Consider the following 18,760-nt stretch of genomic DNA (forward strand, 5'->3'; position numbering starts at 1 on the left):
TTTGAACGATTTCGCACACACGGCAGCCCGCTGGGCTGTCCGCATCTTCCTTCTTGCGGCAGGTGCGGTGTTCTTTCTGTGTCTGCTTGCCGTCGCCAGCCTGCTGGCCCTGGCCTGGGGCGCCCGTGCGCTGTGGGCCCGGCTCACCGGTCGCCCGGTGATGCCCTGGGTCATGCCCACGATGCGCCCTGGCACCTCTTGGGGCATGTACCGCAGCAGCGGCTGGGCCAGCACCATGGCCGGTGCGGCCGGCGGCGCAGCCCATGATGCCGCTGACAGCACCGACGGTGCCGACAGCAAGCGCAGTGGCGTGCTGGCCAGTGTGGCACGCGACATCACCGACGTGCAGCCGCGCGAAGTGCGCTGATATTCTGTTGCTTCCACCAGTGCCATGGCGCTGGTGGGCTTTGGCAACAGAGAGGGCCAGCATGGCTGGCCGCGACAGGGACTCCCACCGGCAAGCGGTGGTTTCACAGGATGCACGGCCACGCATGAACCCAGTTTCCCCCCTGCAACAGGCTTTCGACCTGCAATACCTGGCCAGTCGCCAGCACCTGGAAGTGCCGGCCATGTTGCGCAAGGAGCGTTTGCTGCGCGTGCAGCGCATGCTGGACGAGCATGGCCCCGTGCTCACCGCAGCCGTGCAGGCCGACTTTGGCATCCGTTCGCCGCAGCTGACCGAGTTTGCCGACCTGCTGGTGCTGCGATCCCAGCTCAAGCAGGCACTGCGCAGGCTGGAGCGCTGGATGCGCCCCCGCCACGTCTGGACCCCGCTGCACCTGCTGCCGGCGCGTGCGCGCATCGAGCGCCAGCCGCTGGGCGTGGTGGGCATCATTTCCCCCTGGAACTACCCGCTGCAGCTGTCGCTGGGCCCGGCTATCACCGCGCTGGCTGCGGGCAACCGCGTGATGCTCAAACCCAGCGAACTGGCGCCGCACACCGCGGCCCAGCTGGCGGTGGCGGTCGAGCAGTACTTTGCCCCGGACGAGTTCTGCGTGGTCCAGGGCGACAGCTATCTGTCCAGCCAGTTTGCCGGCCTGCATTTCGACCATTTGATGTTCACCGGCTCCACCGCAGTGGGCCGGCGCGTGGCCCAGGCCGCGGCTGTGCACCTGACGCCGACGACCCTGGAGCTGGGAGGAAAGTCGCCCTGCATCCTGGCTTCCGACTGCGACATGGCACAGGCGGCGCTGCGCGTGGCCCATGGCAAGCTGCTCAATGCCGGCCAGACCTGCATTGCGCCCGACTACGTGCTGCTGCCCCGTGGGCAGGAGGCGGCTTTCGAACAGGCCTACCGCCAGGCGGTGGCGCAGCTGTTCCCGCGCATCGTGGGCAACCCGGATTACGCCTCCATCATCCACCAGCGCCACCTGGTGCGGCTGCGCAATCTGCTGCAGCAGGCCCAGAGCCTGGGGGCCCAGGTGCAGGTGATCGACCCTGCCCAGGGCCAGCAGGCGGCGGCCCCCGGCTGGGGGGATGCCGCACAGCGCCAGATGCTGCCCACCCTGGTGTGGAATGTGCAGCCCACGATGACGCTGATGCAGGAGGAGATCTTCGGTCCCGTCCTGCCCGTGGTGCCCTATGACCGGCTGGACGATGCCATTGCCGCCATCAATGCCGGGCCGCGCCCGCTGGCGCTGTACTGGTTCGGCAAGGACGAAAAGGCGCGCGACACCGTGCTGCGCCGTACCGTGAGCGGCGGTGTCACGGTGAATGACACCCTGCTGCATGTGGCCCATGACAATCTGCCTTTTGGCGGTGTGGGAGACAGCGGCTGGGGCGCCTACCATGGCGAGCAGGGGTTCCTGCGCTTTTCGCACCAGAAGGCGGTGTGCCTGCAGGGGCGCTGGTCTGCCGTGCAGTGGCTGTACCCGCCCTATGGCGCCCGCTTCGACAAGATCATGGCCCTGCTGCGCCGATGGGTGTGACGCACGCAGCGCTTGCCGCGGTGTGGCGGGCGTTCCGCTGCGCCGATTCGGGGCGCCAGCGCACGGCCCAGGGCGGGGCCGGCAGCTGTCTTTAGGGGCGCGCTCCGTGATTCCGCGGCTGCAAGGCCCATGGCAGGCCAGCGGGCTGTGGGTCTGAAACAGGCGCTATCACATCCGCTATACCACGGCAAGAAGGGCTCTACAGCCGTACTGGTGCAAATGGCTACAACATTAGGGCGTGCGTCTGCGGAGCGTTTCACAGACAATTGCGACCTTTCGTTTTTCAACTGCTGTTTTCGTTTCGCTTTCCATGTCCAGTTACCAGGTCCGTCCCGCTACGCTTCGCGATGCGAAGGCCATCGCACAGATCCACACTTCGTCCGCCCAGGAGGTTTACCGAGGTATCGTGCCAGACGACCAATTGAAGGCCATGTCGTCGGTAGAGAAGCGCCAGGCCTATTGGCGCGAGGCCATTGAATATTGTGAGCCCCAGGTGCAGGTTGCCATTGATGGCGACAAGATCGTGGGCTTTGTCGGTTTTGACCGTTCCCGTGACGAGAAGTCGCGCCAGACCACCGGTGAGATCTGGGCCATCTACGCGGCCCCGACCCATTGGGACCAAGGCGTGGGCGTGGCCCTGTGGGATGCCGCCCGTGACGGTCTGGTCGAAGAAGGCTGCACCAACGTCACCTGCTGGGTGCCGCTGCGCAATGAACGCGCTCTGCGCTTTCACGAGTCCGCCGGCTTCAAGCGCGAGATGACCACGGCCAAGACCGCGGTCGTCGGTGGTGTCAAGATCGAGGAAGTGCGCCTCAAGCGCGCCTTGAGCTAAATCTTCGTTTGCGGGCTGTTCAGCCCAGAAAGTGCACCCCATGCTGCAATGGCAACACCAGGGCAAGGATTTCCAGGCAGCATGGCACAGCGAAAGCGGTGCCCCGGCACCGCGCCGGCTGCAAGTGGTGGACGACAGTCTGCCCGCGGATACCGCCTATCGCCTGGCCTGTGAAGGCACTTCCCTGCTGTGGCAGGGCGACTTCCAGAACGCCCGCCACCTGCTGGACGCGCTCAAGCGCCGTCTGGACAAGCCGGTGCGTGCCGAGTCTGCCAAGGCCCGGCACCAGCGGCGCCAGGCCGGAGCCCAGGCCGATGCGCCCACCTTTCCCCATGCCTTTCACCTGTACCGCCAGTCCCAGGCCCAGCGCGCCCGCGTGCTGAACAGCCTGCTGGTGGTGGTGCAGCCCGACTACGTTATCTCGCTGCGCCGCGCGCCCGATTGGCGGCTGGCCTTCAACGAAGCCTGGGGGGCGGCTGCCGTCCTCAAGGGCCCGCGTGTGGTGGCCTTGCGGGAATTGCTGGGTGTGGTCGCCGCGCACGAGTGGCGCAAGAAAGGCGTGCCCATGCCCTTGCTGGGGGACGATGTCCGTGTGCATGCGCACTACGGTGTGTTCTCTCCGGTGCGGGGCGAGTACCTGGATCTGGTGGCCGAAGCCCCGCTGCCGGAAGCCGGCGAAGCCCTGGCTTTCGACATTGGCGTGGGAACCGGTGTGCTGTCGGCGCTGCTGTTGCAGCGTGGCGTGCAGCGCGTGGTGGCCACTGACCTGTCGCCCCGCGCCATCTCCTGCGCCAAGGACAACTTCCGCCGCATGGGGCTGAGCGACCAGGTGGATCTGCAGACCTGCGACCTGTTCCCCGAAGGAAAGGCCGGCCTGATCGTCTGCAACCCGCCCTGGCTGCCGGGCAAGGCCACGACCACGCTGGAGCAGTCGGTCTACGACCCCGACAGCCGCATGCTGCGCGGTTTTCTGCAAGGTCTGCGCGCCCATCTGGCACCGCAGGGTGAAGGCTGGCTGATCCTGTCCGATCTGGCCGAGCATCTGGGCCTGCGCAGCCGTGCACAGCTCGAAACCTGGATTGCCGAGGCCGGTCTTGCCGTCGCCGGCAAGCTGGACACCCGTCCCCACCATGGCAAGGTCCAGGATGCCCACGATGCGCTGCACAGCGCCCGTGCCCAGGAAGTCACCTCGCTGTGGCGCCTGGTGGCCCAATAAGGCCGTAGCGCCGCCCGTGCGGATGCACGGCGGCCTACCCGTCGTTCTCCTCCCTTTGCTGCTGGGCGGCTGCAGGAGCCGTGCTCCAGAGCGTCCAGAGCCGATGCCAGTGCCCAGAGAGGGCCCTGGTCACTACGCAAGCTGCAGTGACGGCGGCAGACCCGGGCCGGCAGCGGCTTCGTCCGCACTTTCCATTCCCTCCATGCCTTCAGCCATCGGCGGCGGTGCCAGCAGCACCGCCAGCTGGGTGCGCAGGCAGTGGATGCGGCGTGCGCCCCCCTGGCGCACCAGGGTCTGCATCCAGCGCGCGCAGGCCAGACGCAGGCTGGGCAGATCGGGGGCCTGCAGCAGCAGCTGGCGCAGCTGTGGTGCCAGATCGCATTCCTGCTCGTGCAGCAGGCGCTCGCACAGCTCCAGCAACTGGGCGCGCAAACGGGCCAGACGCACCGGGGCACTCAGCGCTGGGCCTTCGGGTGCGGGTGGGGTCTCGGTCAGATAGCCGGCGGCCAGCAGTTCCTGCACCAGGGCCGCGCCCTGGCCGTGGAACAGGGCTTCCAGCACCGGGCGGGGTGTGCCTTCGGCCATCAGCAGTACCGATCGCTGGCGCAGCGTGAACGCGGCCCGGCCGGCCAGTGCCTGGGCGGCCAGCGGGGTGCGCAGCACCAGACAAGGAGGGCTGTGGGACATGGCCCGATTGCAGCACCGCCGCATGACAAAGCCATGACCCCTGCAGCCAGCAGGGAGGTTGGGGACAATAGCGGTCTCCGAGCGGCGTTGCTTCACCAGAGAGCACCGCCGCCTGCGCTCCTGTGCGGGGCGCCATCTGCCGATTTGACTTGAATATGTGACCAGGCCCAGACCCGCCTGGGTGACCCCATGAAACTGTTGCTGGCCCCGATGGAAGGGCTGCTGGACTTTGTGCTGCGCGATGTGCTGACCCAGGTGGGCGGCGTGGACCGCTGTGTGTCGGAATTCATCCGCGTCAGCGGCTCGCTGCTGCCCGACCGGGTGTTCCTGGGCTATATGCCCGAGCTGCTCAACGGCAGCCGCACGCTGGCGGGCGTGCCAGTGCGGGCGCAGCTGCTGGGTTCGGACCCGGTTAGCATGGCCGAGAACGCTGTCAATCTGTGCCGCCTGAACCCCGAGGGCATCGACCTGAATTTCGGCTGCCCGGCCAAGACCGTGAACCGCCATGGGGGCGGGGCTTCGATGCTGCAGGACCCGGAAGCCATTGCCCGGCTGGTGACCGCCGTGCGCCATGCCGTGCCGGCGGCGCTGCCGGTGTCGGCCAAGATGCGCCTGGGCTTCCACGACCGGGGCCTGATGCGCGAATGTGCCCAGGCCATGGCGGAGAGCGGGGCCTGCGAGATCGTGGTCCATGCCCGCACCAAGCTGGACGGCTACCGCCCGCCGGCCTACTGGGAGCTGATTCCGCAGATCCAGCAGGCAGTCAAGGTGCCGGTGATTGCCAACGGCGAGATCTGGACCGTGCAGGATGCGCTGCGCTGCCGCGAACAATCGGGCTGCAGCGATCTGATGCTGGGGCGTGGCAGCGTGGCCGACCCCGGGCTGGCCTGGGCGCTGCGCGCCGCCGTGGCCGGCGGTGTGGCCCAGGCCGATGCCGTTCCCTCCGCGCAGCCGCCCGTCGTGTCCTGGGCGCAGATGCTGCCGCGCCTGCAGCGTTTCTGGGACCTGGTGTGCCGTGACCTGAACCCCGGCCAGCGCGCCGGTCGCCTGAAGCAGTGGCTGAACCTGATGCGCCGCCGCTACCCCGAGGCCGAAGAGGCTTTCCAGACCGTGCGCGTGATGACCAACCAGCAGGTGGTGGGCGACTGGATCCGCGCACAGCATGCGCGCCACGGGGTGGACTGGGCCCTCAGCGACCCTGCCAGCCTGCCGCACGTCGTCGACCGGTAAGAGGGCTGCAGGCAGCTCCACTTGCACCGCTGCCGCCCGTGGGAGCGGGGCTTACAGCAGGTGGTCCGGGGCCAGCGGGCCAATCAGGCGGATCAGCATGCGCAGCGGCAGACTGGCATCGGGCTCGCTGGTCTGGTCGCCCCAGTCGCTGCCGCTGGGTGCACGCCACAGCAGGCGCTTGCCGTCCTCCAGGGTGACATGCCAGGCCGATTCGTCCAGGCTTTCTTCGATGTTGCGCGCGGCCTCGGCCGACAGCTTGCGTGAGGCCACCAGCAACGCGATTTCGGTGTTCTGCAGCTGGGAACGCATGTCCAGGTTCATCGAGCCCACCACGGTCAACTGCCCGTCCATCACCATCAGCTTGGTGTGGAGCATGGCGCGCGACTGGCCGCTGGAGCCACTGATCTGCCCGGCCGAGCTGCGCAGCGTGCTGCGGCTGCCGGGCTGGACGCTGCGCAGCTCATACAGCTGCACGCCCATGTCCAGCAGCTCCTGGCGGTGGCGGGCATAGCCGGCATGGGCCAGCGGGGCATCGTTGGAGGCCAGCGAATTGGTCAGAATGCGCACCTGCACGCCGCGCTGCACGGCACGGCGGAAAGCGGCCTTCATGTCCGCTCCGGGCACGAAATAGGGCGACACGATCAGCAACTGGCTGCGCGCCCTGTCCACCAGGGCCAGCAGACCGTCGACCACGCTGTCCTGGGCATCAACCGGAGCCAGCACCCGGCCCAGGGCCTTCTGGTTGGCGGTGGGTGCACGGGGGAGGGCGGGGCGTGTGCCGCTGGCGGCCGAAGGTAGGCCGGCCAGCAGGGAGCTGTCGTCTTCGTCCTCCGGCGGTGCGGGGCTGTCTTCGTCCGGGGACGGCGCGCTTTCATCGGGTAGGGCCACCTTGGTGGGGCGGTCGGCCAGCACCACGCCGGGTGCCCAGATCCAGGCCATGGTGGCCAGGTCCATGGGCGGCAGCAGTAGGAGCTGCTGCTGGGTGAAGGCCTGGGCTTCATCGGCCGGGCTGGGCGGGCTGGCGCGGTGCTGCAGCCTGGCGTGCTGCGCGGGGCTGAGCATGGCATCCAGTTCGGTCAGGCTCAGCAGCGATTCCACCGGGTAGGCACGGGGGTCGTTCCAGTAGGTGTCAAAGCTGCGCGAGAGCAGGCGCACCACGGCGCCGCCTGCCATGATGTCCAGGTCGATGAAATTGTCGCTGTCCAATCCGTCAAAGTAGGCATCACCCAGGTTGCGCCCGCCGGCAATGCCCACCATGTTGTCCGCCAGGAACAGCTTGTTGTGCATGCGCTGCTGGGCGCGGCTGAAATCGGTCAGCGTGCTCAGGGCGCGCAGCGGCGGCGAGCTGCGCGCGCCCATTACCGGGTTGAACATGCGCATTTCCACGCCGGGGACAAAGGCCATGCGCATGACCTGGGCGTCCTTGCCGGCGCTGTGGAAGTCGTCCAGCAGTATGCGTACCCGCACACCGCGGGCGGCGGCACGGGCCACTTCCTCCAGCAGCCGGGCGGTGCTGGCATCGGCATGGATGGCGTAGTACTGGATGTCCAGCGTCTTCTGGGCAGCCTGCACCAGGGCCAGGCGGCTGGTGTAGGCCGCTTCGGCACCGCCCAGCAGCACAAAGGCCGAATGGTAGGGCGTGCCGGCCTGCTGGCGCTGCCGGGCCAGCAGCTGGCCCAGGGGGGTGGCTTCCGGCTGTGCCAGCGCGCTGGAGGGGGTGCGCTGCACCTGTTGGGGCAGCTGGGCGCAACCTGCGAGCCACAGACTGCCCAGGCACAGCAGCAGGGCACAGGTCCAGCGGTGCCAGGACAGGAGGGGCAGGCCAGGGGCGGGCAGAGCGGTCCGAACGGTCATGCGCCAGGGTACCAGTTCTGCATGTCGGCACGCTGTCGGACACGGGACGAATCACGGTGGCCCATGTGCATGCCAGGCGCATGAAAAAGCCGCACCCTGGAGGATGCGGCGTGCCCGAGCCTGCGGTGCTTAGTCCTGCGGGAAGATGCGCACGGCGCGCACCACGGTGGGGATGCGGCGCAGATTGCGCAACGCGCTGTCCAGCTGGTCCAGGTTGTGGACCGAGATGATGAAGCGCAGGTCGGTGGTTTCCATGGCCGCTTCGTCGTCCATGTCCACATGGCGGATGTCCACATTCAGCGCCGACAGCTCGCCCGCCACCCGGGCCAGCACACCCTTGCTGTTCTTGATGGTGACGACAATGCCGCTCTCGAACAGATGCTGCTGGCTTTCCTCACCCCATTCCACGGCGATGAAGCGTTCGGCATCCTTGGCCTGCAGGCGCTTGGCATTGGCGCAGCCGGCATGGTGCACCACCAGGCCGTCGCCATGGCCCAGATAGCCCACGATGGGGTCGCCGGGCACCGGACGGCAGCAGGGCGCATAGCGTATGGACGCAGTGCTGGGGCTGTCCAGCACCACCGTACCCTGGCTGAGCTTGTCCTCCTTGGCGGTGAAGCGCGACTGGGTCAGCAGCAGCGCATCGGGGCGCTGGCCATGGTTGGAGAGCTGGGCCAGGATGTGCGAGGCCACCAGACTGGAGATGCGCCGGCCCATGCCGATGTCGGCCATCAGCTCCGCCCGGCTGCGGCTGCCGGTCTTGCGCAGCACCTCGTCCCACAGCGCCTGGTTGGCTTCGGAGCCATCGGGTGTGGTGGCAATGCCGGCCTGGCGCAGCGACTGGTTCAGCAGTTTTTCGCCCAGTTCCACCGATTCGGACTGGGCGGTGTTTTTCAGGTGGTGGCGGATCTTGGAGCGGGCGCGCCCGGTCTTGACAAAGCCCAGCCAGGCCGGGTTGGGCGTGGCGTCGTCCGAGGTGATGACTTCCACCACATCGCCGCTCTTGAGTTCGGTGCGCAGTGCCACGTACTCGCCGTTGACCAGGGCGGCCGTCACATGGTTGCCGATGTTGCTGTGGATGGCATAGGCAAAGTCGACCACGGTGGCGCCGCGCGGCATGGCCAGGATCTTGCTCTTCGGCGTGAACACATAGATGGAGTCCGGGAACAGGTCCACCTTGACGTGGTCCCAGAACTCGGTGGCATCGCTGTTCTCGTTCTGGATGTCCAGCAGCGACTGCAGCCACTTGGTGTTCAGGTGGGCATCCTCGCCGGCCTGGGCCTTGTACAGCCAGTGCGCGGCCACACCGGCTTCGGCCACGATGTGCATCTGCTCGGTGCGGATCTGGAATTCCACGCTCACGCCCGAGGGGCCGACCAGCGTGGTGTGCAGCGACTGGTAGCCATTGTTCTTGGCAATCGCGATATGGTCCTTGAACTTGCTGGGCACCGGCTTGTAGAGCTGGTGCAGTACGCCCAGCGCGGTGTAGCAGTCGATGACCGTGGGTACGACGATGCGAAAACCATAGATGTCCGTGACCTGCGCAAATGTCAGGTTGTGGCGGATCATCTTCTGGTAGAGCGAGTACAGCGTGCTTTCACGCCCCATCAACCGGGCGTGGATGCCCATGCGGGCAAAGGCGCTGTCGATTTCCCCCTGCACCCGCTGGACCAGATCGCGGCGGCGGGCGCGGGACTTGGCAATGGCCTTGTCCAGCGTGTCATAGCGCCAGGGATGCAGGTGGCGGAAGGCCAGGTCCTGCAGCTCGCGGTAGGTCTGGTTCAGTCCCAGCCGGTGGGCGATGGGAGCGTAGATTTCCAGCGTCTCCGACGAGATGCGGCCCCACTTGCTGCGCGGCATGTCGCCCATGGTGCGCATGTTGTGGGTGCGGTCGGCCAGCTTGATCAGGATCACGCGCACATCGCGCGCCATGGCCAGCAGCATCTTGCGGAAGGACTCGGCCTGGTTCTCTTCGCGGGTGTTGAACTGCAGCTTGTCCAGCTTGGTCAGGCCATCGACCAGTTCCGCCACGGCTTCGCCAAAGCGCTCGGTGAGGTCGTCCTTGGTGATGCCGCAGTCTTCCATGGAGTCGTGCAGCAGCGCAGCCATCAGGGCGGGCGCATCGAGCTTCCAGTTGGCGCAGATGCCGGTGACGGCAATCGGGTGGGTGATGTAGGGGTCGCCGCTGCTGCGCCACTGGCCGGTGTGGGCCATGTCGGCATAACGCCACGCTTCGGTGACCTGGGCAATGCTGGCCGGGTCCAGGTACTGCAGTTGGCTCAGCAACTGGTCGAAATGGGCAGCCGAGACCTCCGCAGCAGTGCGCTTGCCGCCGTCCGGGAGTGCGGAGCGGGCAATGGCAGGATCAGTAGCATCAGACGTAGGTAGGGCCGCGTTCATGTCTCAAATGTATCGCGGTCGGAGTATTCCGCGGATAGAAATAAAAAAGCACCGGGATACGGTGCTTCTATTGTCTAGCGGAAATGCTGCAGTGCCAAATCAACCCGGCACTTTCTTCAGCATCTCGAGGCCGACCTTGCCTTCTGCGATTTCGCGCAGAGCGGTCACGCCGGGCTTGTTCTGGCACTCCACCTTGGGGGTGTGGCCTTGGCTGAGCATGCGGGCGCGGTAGGTCGCGGCCAGCACGAGCTGGAAGCGGTTGGGGATCTGCTCCAGGCAGTCTTCAACGGTGATGCGTGCCATCGGGGTTCTCCAAGGAATTCAATTCAGGAAAGATTGAGCGACTCGAAGACGTCGGACCGCAGGCGAAGCTGGGAGGCGTATTTGAGGCGCTGTGAGTGGATGATCGCTTTCAGGTCAAAAAGCGCACTCTCGAACAATTCGTTGATTATAACGAAGTCGAACTTTCCGACCTGGGCCATCTCCTCTTCGGCATTCTTCATGCGCAGCTCGATGACTTCGGGGGCGTCCTCGCCCCGGTTTTCCAGGCGCGAACGCAGCTCTTCCCAGCTGGGCGGCAGGATGAAGATCAGTATCGCCTGCGGAAAGGCGGTACGCACCTGCAGTGCACCCTGGTAGTCGATCTCCAGCAGCACGTCCTCGCCCTTGGCCAGGCGGTCCTGGATGCCTTTCTTGGACGTGCCGTAGCGCTTGCCGTGGACATTGGCCCATTCGACGAAGGCGTCATTGCCGACCATGGAGTCGAATTCGGCATCGGAGGCGAAGTAGTACTCGCGACCGTGTTTTTCCTGGCCGCGGGGCGCGCGGGTGGTGTGCGACACCGAGGGATAGACCCGCGCATCGAAGGAGCGCAGGGCCTTGACGAGGCTGGATTTGCCGGCGCCACTGGGCGCTGCGACGACGAAGAGGTTTCCGGGAGTTTCCATAGTTCTATGGGTGCCTGGGGAGGGCTTGCAAAAAGGGCGCTTGCGCGCCCTGGTGGTGTGGTGTGGTCACTCGATGTTCTGGACCTGCTCGCGCATCTGCTCGATCAGGACCTTCATGTCCACGCTGATGCGGGTCAGCTCCAGCGCGGCGGATTTGGAGCCCAGGGTATTGGCTTCGCGGTGCATTTCCTGGATCAGGAAGTCCAGGCGCTTGCCGATCTCGCCACCCTTCTTGATCAGGCGGTCGACTTCGTCCAGGTGGGAGCTCAGGCGGGTGATTTCCTCGGCCACATCGATGCGGATGGCAAACGCCGTGGCTTCGCTCAAGGCGCGGTCCTGGGCGGCTTCCGGCGTGACCTGGCCTTCGGTCAGGCCCATGGCTTCCTGCCAGCGCTCCAGGAAGCGCTGACGCTGCTGCTCGACCAGCTGGGGCACCAGCGGGCCGGCCTGTCCGGCCAGGGTGCGCAGCTGCTTGGTTCGGTCCAGCAGCATCTGGGCCAGGCGCTTGCCTTCGCGTTCACGGGCGGCAATCAGCTCGCCCACGGCCTGTTCGGCCAGCGCAGGGGCAATCTCGGACCAGTCCACGGCGCTGCTCTGGCCCTGGCCGCACAGGCGCAGGGCGTCGGCCACGGACAGGCCCTTGGCGTCGGGCAGCCAGGCCTGGACCTGGTCCTGCAGCGACACCATGCGCTGCAGCAGCGCGGGCGAAGGCTGGGGCAGGGAGGCGGAGGCATCCTGGTCGATGGCGGCGCGCACTTCGACCTTGCCGCGTTTCAGACGGGCGGTCAGCAGGGTGCGCAGCGCGGGTTCCTGGGCGCGCAGCTCGTCGGGCAGACGGAAGGTCAGGTCCAGGAAACGGCTGTTGACCGAGCGGATTTCCAGCCCCAGCCGTACGTTGCGCGAAGACGCCTCACCGGCCTCGGCACTGCTGCCGTGCTGGGCGCTGGCGTAACCGGTCATGCTGTAAACTGCCATTGGACTTTCGATGGTTGCTTGCGAATTCGCTGATTATCCGGCTTCCGCCCTGACCTTGAGGTTTACCAGCACAAAATGTCGACTGCACGGCCCAAACCGGCCCCTCTGCCGCCCGACACCCTCATCGGGGAATACCGCCTGCTTGGCCGCTTGGCGGCCGGGGGCTTTGGGGTCGTCTACCTGGCGGTCGACGCCATGGGTCAGCAAGTGGCGATCAAAGAATACATCCCGGCCGCCCTCAGCACCCGCGCGCCCGGCGCCCTGGTGCCGCAGGTGGAGCCGGAAAACACCGCGCTCTACCGCCTGGGCCTGAAAAGCTTCTTCGAGGAAGGTCGGGCGCTGGCGCAGATCTCCCACCCTTCGGTGGTGAGCGTGCTCAACTTCTTTCGCGAAAACGACACGGTCTACATGGTGATGAACCACCTCAAGGGGGCCACCTTGCAGGACTTTGTCATCACCGCCCGGACCCGCAGGCAGGGCAAGGTGCTGCGCGAATCGACCATCCGCTCGCTGTTCGACGAGGTGCTGCACGGCCTGCGCGCCGTGCACCAGCACCGGATGCTGCACCTCGATATCAAGCCGGCCAACCTCTTCATCACCGACGACGACCGGGCCGTGATGATCGACTTCGGTGCTGCGCGCGAGGCGATCAACAAGGAAGCTCCGTTTGTGCGCCCCATGTACACCCCGGGCTTTGCTGCGCCCGAGATGTACCTGCGGGATGCCCGCCTGGGCCCGTGGACGGATCTCTACGGGGTGGGGGCCTGCATCTACGCCTGCATGACCGGACTGCCTCCCAGCGATGTGCTGCAGCGCCAGAAGAAGGACCGCCTGCCCATGGCGCTGGGCCGGCTGCGCGGTATCTATTCCGACAACCTGCTGGATGTGGTGCGCTGGTGCATGGCCATGGACCCGCTGGCCCGGCCGCAGTCGGTGTTTGCGCTGCACAAGGCGCTGAGCCATGGTGCGTGCCGCCGCTACACCCCCTTGTCGATGGCCGAGAAAGTGCGGCTGCAGCTGGAAGCGCTGCTGACCGACCCGCCGCGCCCGGCCACCACCCGTTACCGCCCCACGCAGGCACTGGCGCGATGAAGTTCGCGGTCTTCCAGCTCAGCCGTCAGGGCGGGCGTGCTGTCAACGAAGACCGCATGGGCTATAGCTACACCCGTGAAGCCGGGCTGTTTCTGCTGGCCGATGGCATGGGCGGGCACGCCGATGGCGAGGTGGCGGCGCAGATGGCGCTGCAGTCCATTGCCGCCCGGTTCCAGCGCGAGGCCACGCCCGCGCTGGCCGATGTGAAGGGGTTTCTGGAAGCCTCGCTGCTGTCCGCCCACCACCAGATCCTGCGCTATGCGCGAACGCGCTACCAGTCCGACACCCCCCGCACCACGCTGGTGGCGGCCGTGGTGCAGCAGGGCCAGGTCTGCTGGGTGCATTGCGGCGATTCGCGCCTGTACTGGGTGCGCGCGGGCCGGCTGCTCCAGCGCACGCGCGATCATTCCTTTGCCGAAATGGCCCGCAGCGGGGCCCTGCTGCCCGGCGATGCGGTGCAGAACCGCAACGTGTTGTTCACCTGCCTGGGCGCGACCCAGCGCCCGGTGTTCGATCTGGAGGGGCCGCACCGTCTGCTGCCGGGCGACCGGCTGCTGCTGTGCTCCGACGGTTTGTGGGATGCGCTGCCCGATGCCGCGCTGCTGCACGGCCTGTGCACCGCGCCGCTGGATGCCGCCGTCCCCGCGCTGGTGGATGCCGCACTGCAGGCCGCCGGCGCCCACAGTGACAATGTGACGGCCCTGGCCGTGGAATGGCAGCCGGGCATGGAGCTGCCCGGTGGGGTGGCGGCCCCGGCCGGGAGCTTCGGCCTGCGTGCACCCAAGCTGCCTGGCGGCTAGGGCCTGAATCCATGCAGCCCGTCGCCATGCGCAGGGTTGGGCCCTGGGGCTGCAGACTCCCCGATCGGCCTGCAAGGCCTTGCGGCTTGGGCGACACTCGGCGGCATGGCCGCCCATGCCGGGTGGCTGCGCTATCAAAAACAATAGCTGTTTACGCCCTTTGTGCCTGCGTAAGAGCCCCATCTGACCATGAAAATCGTTCTCGCCTCCAACAACCGCGGCAAGCTGGCCGAGTTGCAATCCATGTTCGCACCCTTGGGTGTGGAGCTGATCTGCCAAGGCGATCTGTTTGAAGGCGAAGCGCCCGAGCCGTTTGGCACCTTTGTCGAAAACGCGCTGTCCAAGGCCCGTTTCGCTGCCGAGAAGACCGGTTTGCCCGCCATTGCCGACGATGCCGGCCTGTGCGTGGACGCCTTCGGCGGCCTGCCGGGGGTGGACACGGCCTACTACTGCACCCAGTTCGGCATGGAAAAAAGCGATGCCAACAATGTCACGGCGCTGCTGAACAACCTGGAAGGCCAGGCCAACCGCCGCGCCGCCATGGTCAGTACTCTGGTGGGTGTGCGTTCGCCCAAGGATCCAGAGCCGCTGATTGCCGTGGGCCGCGTGCGCGTGGAGATCGCCACCGAGCGCCGCGGCAGCAACGGCTTTGGTTTTGACCCGGTGCTGGTCATTCCCGAATTGGGCAAGACCTTCGCCGAAATGGACCCCGCCTTCAAGAATGACCACAGCCACCGTGGCCGCAGCACCCGCGCGATGATGGATCTGTTACGCCACAGCTGGCTGGCCGTATGAGGCACTGCGCCGGCGCCTGCTGGCACGCAGGCCGCAGGCTGGAGCATGGTGCACCGCTGAGAGTTTTATGAATATTCCCATCCATCCCGCTGCATCGCTGGAGACACAGGCCCCGCTGGGCCAGGCTCCCAAGGATGTGCAGCATTACATGCGCGCCGGCACGCTGGGCCTGCCGGCGCTGCCACCGCTGTCGCTGTACATTCACCTGCCCTGGTGCCTCAAGAAATGCCCGTACTGCGACTTCAACTCGCATGAGCACCGCGAAGGCGGCGGCGTGCGGGACATCCCCGAGCAGCGCTATATCGATGCGCTGATGGCCGACCTGGAAGCCAGCCTGCCGCTGATCTGGGGCCGCACTGTGCACAGCGTGTTCATTGGCGGCGGCACGCCCAGCCTGTTCAGTCCGGAGTCCATCGACCAGCTGATCAGCGGTCTGCGTGCGCGCCTGCGCATGGAGCCGGACTGTGAAATCACCATGGAGGCCAATCCCGGTACCTTCGAGAAAGACCGCTTCCGGGCCTTTCGCCATGCCGGCATCAGCCGCCTGTCGATCGGGGTGCAGAGCTTCGACGACCGCTTTCTGAGCGCCATCGGCCGTGTGCACAGCGGCGACCAGGCGCGCGCGGCGGTGGAGGAGGCGGCGGGTGCCTTCGAGACCTTCAACCTGGACATCATGTATGCGCTGCCCGGCCAGACCGAGCTGGATCTGGTGCGCGATCTGGAAGCGGCGCTGTCCTTCAAGCCGCCGCACATCTCCATCTACCACCTGACCATCGAGCCCAACACCTACTTCGCCAAGTACCCGCCGCAGGTGCCCGAGGACGATGCCGCCTACGACATGCTGGACCGCATCACCGCCATGACCGGTGCAGCGGGCATGCAGCGCTACGAAATCTCCGCCTATGCGCGCGACGGCCACCAGTGTTTCCACAACACCAACTACTGGCAGTTCGGCGACTACCTGGGGATTGGCGCGGGCGCGCACGGCAAGCTCAGCTTTGCCCACCGCATTGTGCGCCAGGTGAAGATCCGGGACCCGCAGCGCTATATGGACGCCGCGCTGGCCGGCCATGCACTGGCCAGCGACACCGATGTGCGGCGCAAAGACCTGCCGTTCGAATACATGCTCAACGCCCTGCGCCTGCGCAGCGGCTTTGCGGTGCAGGACTATCTGGACCGCACCGGTCTGCCCATCAGCACCATCCGCAGCGCACTGGACGAGGCCGAGCGCAAAGGCCTGATCACCCAGTCCCTGGGCCGTGTGACGCCCACCGAGCGCGGGTTCGACTTCTTGAGCGACCTGCAGGAGCTGTTTCTGGCGCCAGAGTGAAGGGCGGGCCGGCGGGCTTCTGGCCTGCGGGGCGGCCTGTGGCGGCGGCCGCCGTGCAGGACGGGGCATGGCGCACCCGCCGCGGCAGTCGACGGCCGCAATAAAAAACCGGCCAGAGGCCGGTGTGGGCGGTAACGGCCGTGCGGCCGGGGCGGTCAGCCCTTACTTGGATGCCTTGCGCGCATCGTCCACGGCTTCTTTCACATCGCCCACTTTCTTCTGGGCGGCGCCTTCCACCTGCTTGGCCAGTCCCTTGGCCTGTTGCTCGGGGCTGTCGATCAGCTCGCCGGCTTTTTGCTGCACCTTGCCTGCAGCTTCCTTCAGCGCACCTTTGACTTGGTCGGTATTCATACGGGGATTCCTCTCGTGAACATGCGGTCAGGTGGCGACGGACGGCTTCCGTGCCTGGGGCTACCTTAGGTCACAGGGAAAAACCCGAAGGCCGGTCTGCGCCGTAGCGGACCGTGGGGCTGCACCTACGGCTGTAGGTCGGTCGGCTGCGGTAACAGGCGGGAGTGCCTGTCAGACAGTCCGGTGATCGGCTGTGCGCTTCAGCCGCAACTGGCCGTGGTGAAACGGCCGGTGGCATCTACCAGCAGGTTCAGGCGTTCGGCATTGAATTCCAGCGTGGTGGCCTGACCGGGGCGCAGCACACGGGCCATCAGCGCGCCGGAGCGGCGGCGTGCTTCTTCCACATGCTGCACGGTGTTGGTCTTGCCCACGGCCCACTGGGCGGCCGCAGCGTCACAGCGTTGCAGCGGCTGGGCCGGCGCGCCCGGATTGCCGTGACCAGGGCCACCCGAACCCATGCCTGCACAACCGGTCAGCGCAGCCACCAGCGGAATACCCATCCAAAGCACAGTACGCATAGATCAACCTCTCTCAAAACAATAGCATGCACCATACCAGCAGCCTTTGGTAGGCGGAAGGCTACACATGCAAGTAATTGTCACGAAAGGCGGCCGTGTGTCCACCTCCGCCGGTGCCGGCATGGCGGAATCAGTCGGGCAAGTGGCGGAAGACCTGGGCTTCCAGCTTCATGCCCTGGATCTTGCTGGCTGCGGCCTCGGCCTGGGCGCGGCTGTCGAACGGGCCCACGCGGATGCGGGTGACCTCGCCCTGGCGTGATTCCAGCAACTGGGTGAAGACCGGCTGGCCGGCTTCACGCAAACGGCGGGTCACGCGCTGGGCGTTGTCTGCCTGGGCGTAGAGGCCGCTGTTCAGGTAGTACTTGCGGGGCTGCAACACGGTCTTTCCGGCGGCGGCGTGTTTGCTGTCGGGCTTGTCGGCCTGGTCCGCTTTGTTCGCTTTGTCCACTTTGCCGGGGGCCTTGTCGGTCTTGCTGCCGGCCTTGTCCTTGGTGCGCTCGTTCGGGGTGGCGGGGCTGGCGTGGTCGGCCTTGTCCGTGGAGGGGGTCTTGGCGGAAGCCGGTGCTGCGGGCACCGGCGCCGGCTTGGCGCTCTCAGGCAATGCCGCCAGGGCTGGCGCTGCGGAAGCGGTCACGGCCGCAACGCTGGAGGCCGCCAGGGCCGAGGGGACCACCGCAGCCGCGGGAGCGCCGGGGGCGGCGGAACCGGTCTGACCGGGCTGTTCCAGTGGGGACAGCGGAGCGGGGTTGCCGGCTGCAGGGTCGGATGCAGGGGGGCTGTCCGGCGCAGCGGGCGCGGTCTCTGCCGCAGCAGGGGGCGCCGGGGGCGTGTCTGTGGCCGGGGTGGGTGCCAGGGCCGCCAGGGCACGGGCGGTGTCCTGCTGGGTGGGGCCGGTGTGGACGGGGCCTGCGGGCGTGGACAGGGTGCTCAGCCCCCAGACCAGGCCGGCCACCAAGAGGGCGCTCAGCGCATGGCCGGTGGTGGCCCATTGCAGGCGGATGGGGGTGGGGGCCTGGGTTTCCAGCAGGGCCATGGCCTCGCCCAGGGTGCGCGACCGGGTCAGTGCCTGCATGGTGCGCTCGCGCACCGCGCGGTGGTAGAGGGCATTGCCTCCCAGGCCGGGCAGCAGCACGGCCAGCAGCACCAGCAACAGGGCCAGTGCCAGGGCCGCAGGGCGGGGCAGCAACTGGTTCAGGCCCAGGGTCCACCACAGTGCCACCACCGCCAGCAGCACGCCGGCGTACACGGCGGCATAGCGCCACAGACCGCGCAAGGCCATCCAGCCCAGGGTGCAGCAGCCGGCTGCCCAGTTCCAGCTGGGCAGGGGTTTGCCGAGCGCGTCAAAGCGCTCGAACTGTCGCTGATAGTAGGCCGTCTGCAGCGGGCCGATGGCCGCCTGGTAGAGGCGGGGCATCAGCGGGTTGTCGGCTGACAGGACTGGGGGTGCGTGGTGCTCCGAAGACATGCGTCGAATTGTGTCATGCAGGGGCCGCTTCCCACGCATCTCTGGCACAGCGTGGCATGGCCGCATCGCTTGTGGGGGCGCGCCGGTCCGCAAAACCGGGTGGGGCAGCAGTGGACCAACATGGAAAATGCGCGGTGCAAAGCGACACGTTTGCAAACAAATGTTGCGCATGTCCCATGGCCGCGGCCTGCCGCCCCGCAGGTGGGACGGTGTCCCGCAGACGGTCACTGTGCTTCCGAGCCAATGTGGGCGCGGGCTGGCGGCCTATTTAGCTGAATTGCTATGTATTGCAGAGCGACTGGTGCGTGCTGTGCGGTCGGCCATGGCCCCGGGGTCATTT

Annotated in this window: 18 protein-coding genes; 9 read left to right on the forward strand and 9 right to left on the reverse strand. The window is 66.9% G+C overall.

Going from position 1 to position 18,760, the window contains the following annotated elements; genetic code table 11:
• Position 1 precedes the first annotated feature (1 nt).
• The 4 genes from KW830_RS15240 to KW830_RS15255 all read left to right on the forward strand — a co-directional run bounded on the left by KW830_RS15240 (position 2) and on the right by KW830_RS15255 (position 3,976).
• Entirely contained in the window at positions 2 to 367 is a 366-nt protein-coding gene (locus KW830_RS15240) for a hypothetical protein (RefSeq protein WP_218333612.1), read from the forward strand.
• A 124-nt stretch (positions 368 to 491) separates the two neighbouring features.
• Positions 492 to 1,928 (forward strand): coniferyl aldehyde dehydrogenase, encoded by a 1,437-nt coding sequence (locus KW830_RS15245; RefSeq protein WP_218333613.1) that lies wholly within the window; start codon positions 492 to 494, stop codon positions 1,926 to 1,928.
• Positions 1,929 to 2,238: 310 nt separating this feature from the next.
• Positions 2,239 to 2,760, forward strand: a complete 522-nt coding sequence (locus tag KW830_RS15250) for a GNAT family N-acetyltransferase (protein WP_066536963.1) — start codon at positions 2,239 to 2,241, stop codon at positions 2,758 to 2,760.
• A gap of 40 nt (positions 2,761 to 2,800) precedes the next feature.
• Positions 2,801 to 3,976: a class I SAM-dependent methyltransferase gene (locus KW830_RS15255; RefSeq protein ID WP_066536960.1), complete on the forward strand. Its 1,176-nt coding sequence runs from the start codon at positions 2,801 to 2,803 to the stop codon at positions 3,974 to 3,976.
• 132 nt (positions 3,977 to 4,108) lie between these two features.
• Here KW830_RS15255 and KW830_RS15260 read toward each other — a convergent pair whose 3' ends face one another.
• On the reverse strand, positions 4,109 to 4,663 hold the full coding sequence (locus KW830_RS15260) for a hypothetical protein (RefSeq protein ID WP_218333614.1): 555 nt from the start codon (positions 4,661 to 4,663) through the stop codon (positions 4,109 to 4,111).
• 189 nt (positions 4,664 to 4,852) lie between these two features.
• On the opposite strand from KW830_RS15260, the gene KW830_RS15265 reads away from it, so the two are divergent.
• Positions 4,853 to 5,893: a tRNA-dihydrouridine synthase gene (locus KW830_RS15265; RefSeq protein ID WP_218333615.1), complete on the forward strand. Its 1,041-nt coding sequence runs from the start codon at positions 4,853 to 4,855 to the stop codon at positions 5,891 to 5,893.
• Between the two features lie 51 nt (positions 5,894 to 5,944).
• Here KW830_RS15265 and KW830_RS15270 read toward each other — a convergent pair whose 3' ends face one another.
• The 5 genes from KW830_RS15270 to KW830_RS15290 all read right to left on the reverse strand — a co-directional run bounded on the left by KW830_RS15270 (position 5,945) and on the right by KW830_RS15290 (position 12,054).
• Positions 5,945 to 7,747, reverse strand: coding sequence for a phospholipase D family protein (locus KW830_RS15270; protein WP_218333616.1), 1,803 nt, complete (start codon positions 7,745 to 7,747; stop codon positions 5,945 to 5,947).
• Positions 7,748 to 7,876: 129 nt separating this feature from the next.
• Entirely contained in the window at positions 7,877 to 10,147 is a 2,271-nt protein-coding gene (locus KW830_RS15275; protein WP_066536946.1) for a bifunctional (p)ppGpp synthetase/guanosine-3',5'-bis(diphosphate) 3'-pyrophosphohydrolase, read from the reverse strand.
• Positions 10,148 to 10,246: 99 nt separating this feature from the next.
• A complete protein-coding gene (rpoZ, locus tag KW830_RS15280; protein WP_042417268.1) occupies positions 10,247 to 10,450 on the reverse strand; it encodes a DNA-directed RNA polymerase subunit omega in 204 nt (67 codons plus the stop codon).
• A 23-nt stretch (positions 10,451 to 10,473) separates the two neighbouring features.
• Entirely contained in the window at positions 10,474 to 11,094 is a 621-nt protein-coding gene (gene gmk / locus KW830_RS15285; RefSeq protein WP_066536937.1) for a guanylate kinase, read from the reverse strand.
• Positions 11,095 to 11,160: 66 nt separating this feature from the next.
• The gene (locus tag KW830_RS15290; protein ID WP_066536935.1) at positions 11,161 to 12,054 is read right to left on the reverse strand and encodes a YicC/YloC family endoribonuclease; all 894 of its coding nucleotides are present in this window, start codon (positions 12,052 to 12,054) and stop codon (positions 11,161 to 11,163) included.
• A 90-nt stretch (positions 12,055 to 12,144) separates the two neighbouring features.
• Between KW830_RS15290 and KW830_RS15295 the strand changes: the two genes are divergently transcribed.
• The 4 genes from KW830_RS15295 (at position 12,145) to hemW (ending at position 16,086) form a co-directional block, all read left to right on the forward strand.
• Positions 12,145 to 13,161, forward strand: a complete 1,017-nt coding sequence (locus KW830_RS15295) for a serine/threonine-protein kinase (RefSeq protein WP_066536933.1) — start codon at positions 12,145 to 12,147, stop codon at positions 13,159 to 13,161.
• The gene (locus KW830_RS15300; RefSeq protein WP_066536931.1) at positions 13,158 to 13,961 is read left to right on the forward strand and encodes a PP2C family serine/threonine-protein phosphatase; all 804 of its coding nucleotides are present in this window, start codon (positions 13,158 to 13,160) and stop codon (positions 13,959 to 13,961) included. Before KW830_RS15295 ends, KW830_RS15300 begins: the two co-directional genes overlap by 4 nt.
• Positions 13,962 to 14,150: 189 nt before the next feature.
• A complete protein-coding gene (rdgB, locus tag KW830_RS15305; protein ID WP_218333617.1) occupies positions 14,151 to 14,756 on the forward strand; it encodes an RdgB/HAM1 family non-canonical purine NTP pyrophosphatase in 606 nt (201 codons plus the stop codon).
• Between the two features lie 67 nt (positions 14,757 to 14,823).
• On the forward strand, positions 14,824 to 16,086 hold the full coding sequence (gene hemW, locus KW830_RS15310) for a radical SAM family heme chaperone HemW (RefSeq protein WP_218333618.1): 1,263 nt from the start codon (positions 14,824 to 14,826) through the stop codon (positions 16,084 to 16,086).
• A 162-nt stretch (positions 16,087 to 16,248) separates the two neighbouring features.
• Here the strand turns inward: hemW and KW830_RS15315 are convergent, their stop codons facing one another.
• The 3 genes from KW830_RS15315 to KW830_RS15325 form a co-directional block, all read right to left on the reverse strand.
• Complete coding sequence (locus tag KW830_RS15315) at positions 16,249 to 16,437, reverse strand: CsbD family protein (protein WP_218333619.1); 189 nt, start codon at positions 16,435 to 16,437, stop codon at positions 16,249 to 16,251.
• A 200-nt stretch (positions 16,438 to 16,637) separates the two neighbouring features.
• Positions 16,638 to 16,955, reverse strand: a complete 318-nt coding sequence (locus tag KW830_RS15320) for an I78 family peptidase inhibitor (protein WP_066536909.1) — start codon at positions 16,953 to 16,955, stop codon at positions 16,638 to 16,640.
• 130 nt (positions 16,956 to 17,085) lie between these two features.
• Positions 17,086 to 18,420, reverse strand: a complete 1,335-nt coding sequence (locus KW830_RS15325; RefSeq protein WP_218333620.1) for an SPOR domain-containing protein — start codon at positions 18,418 to 18,420, stop codon at positions 17,086 to 17,088.
• Positions 18,421 to 18,760 lie beyond the last annotated feature (340 nt).

Source organism: Comamonas sp. CMM03 (assembly GCF_019218715.1).
GTDB classification, from domain to species: domain Bacteria; phylum Pseudomonadota; class Gammaproteobacteria; order Burkholderiales; family Burkholderiaceae_C; genus Comamonas; species Comamonas terrigena.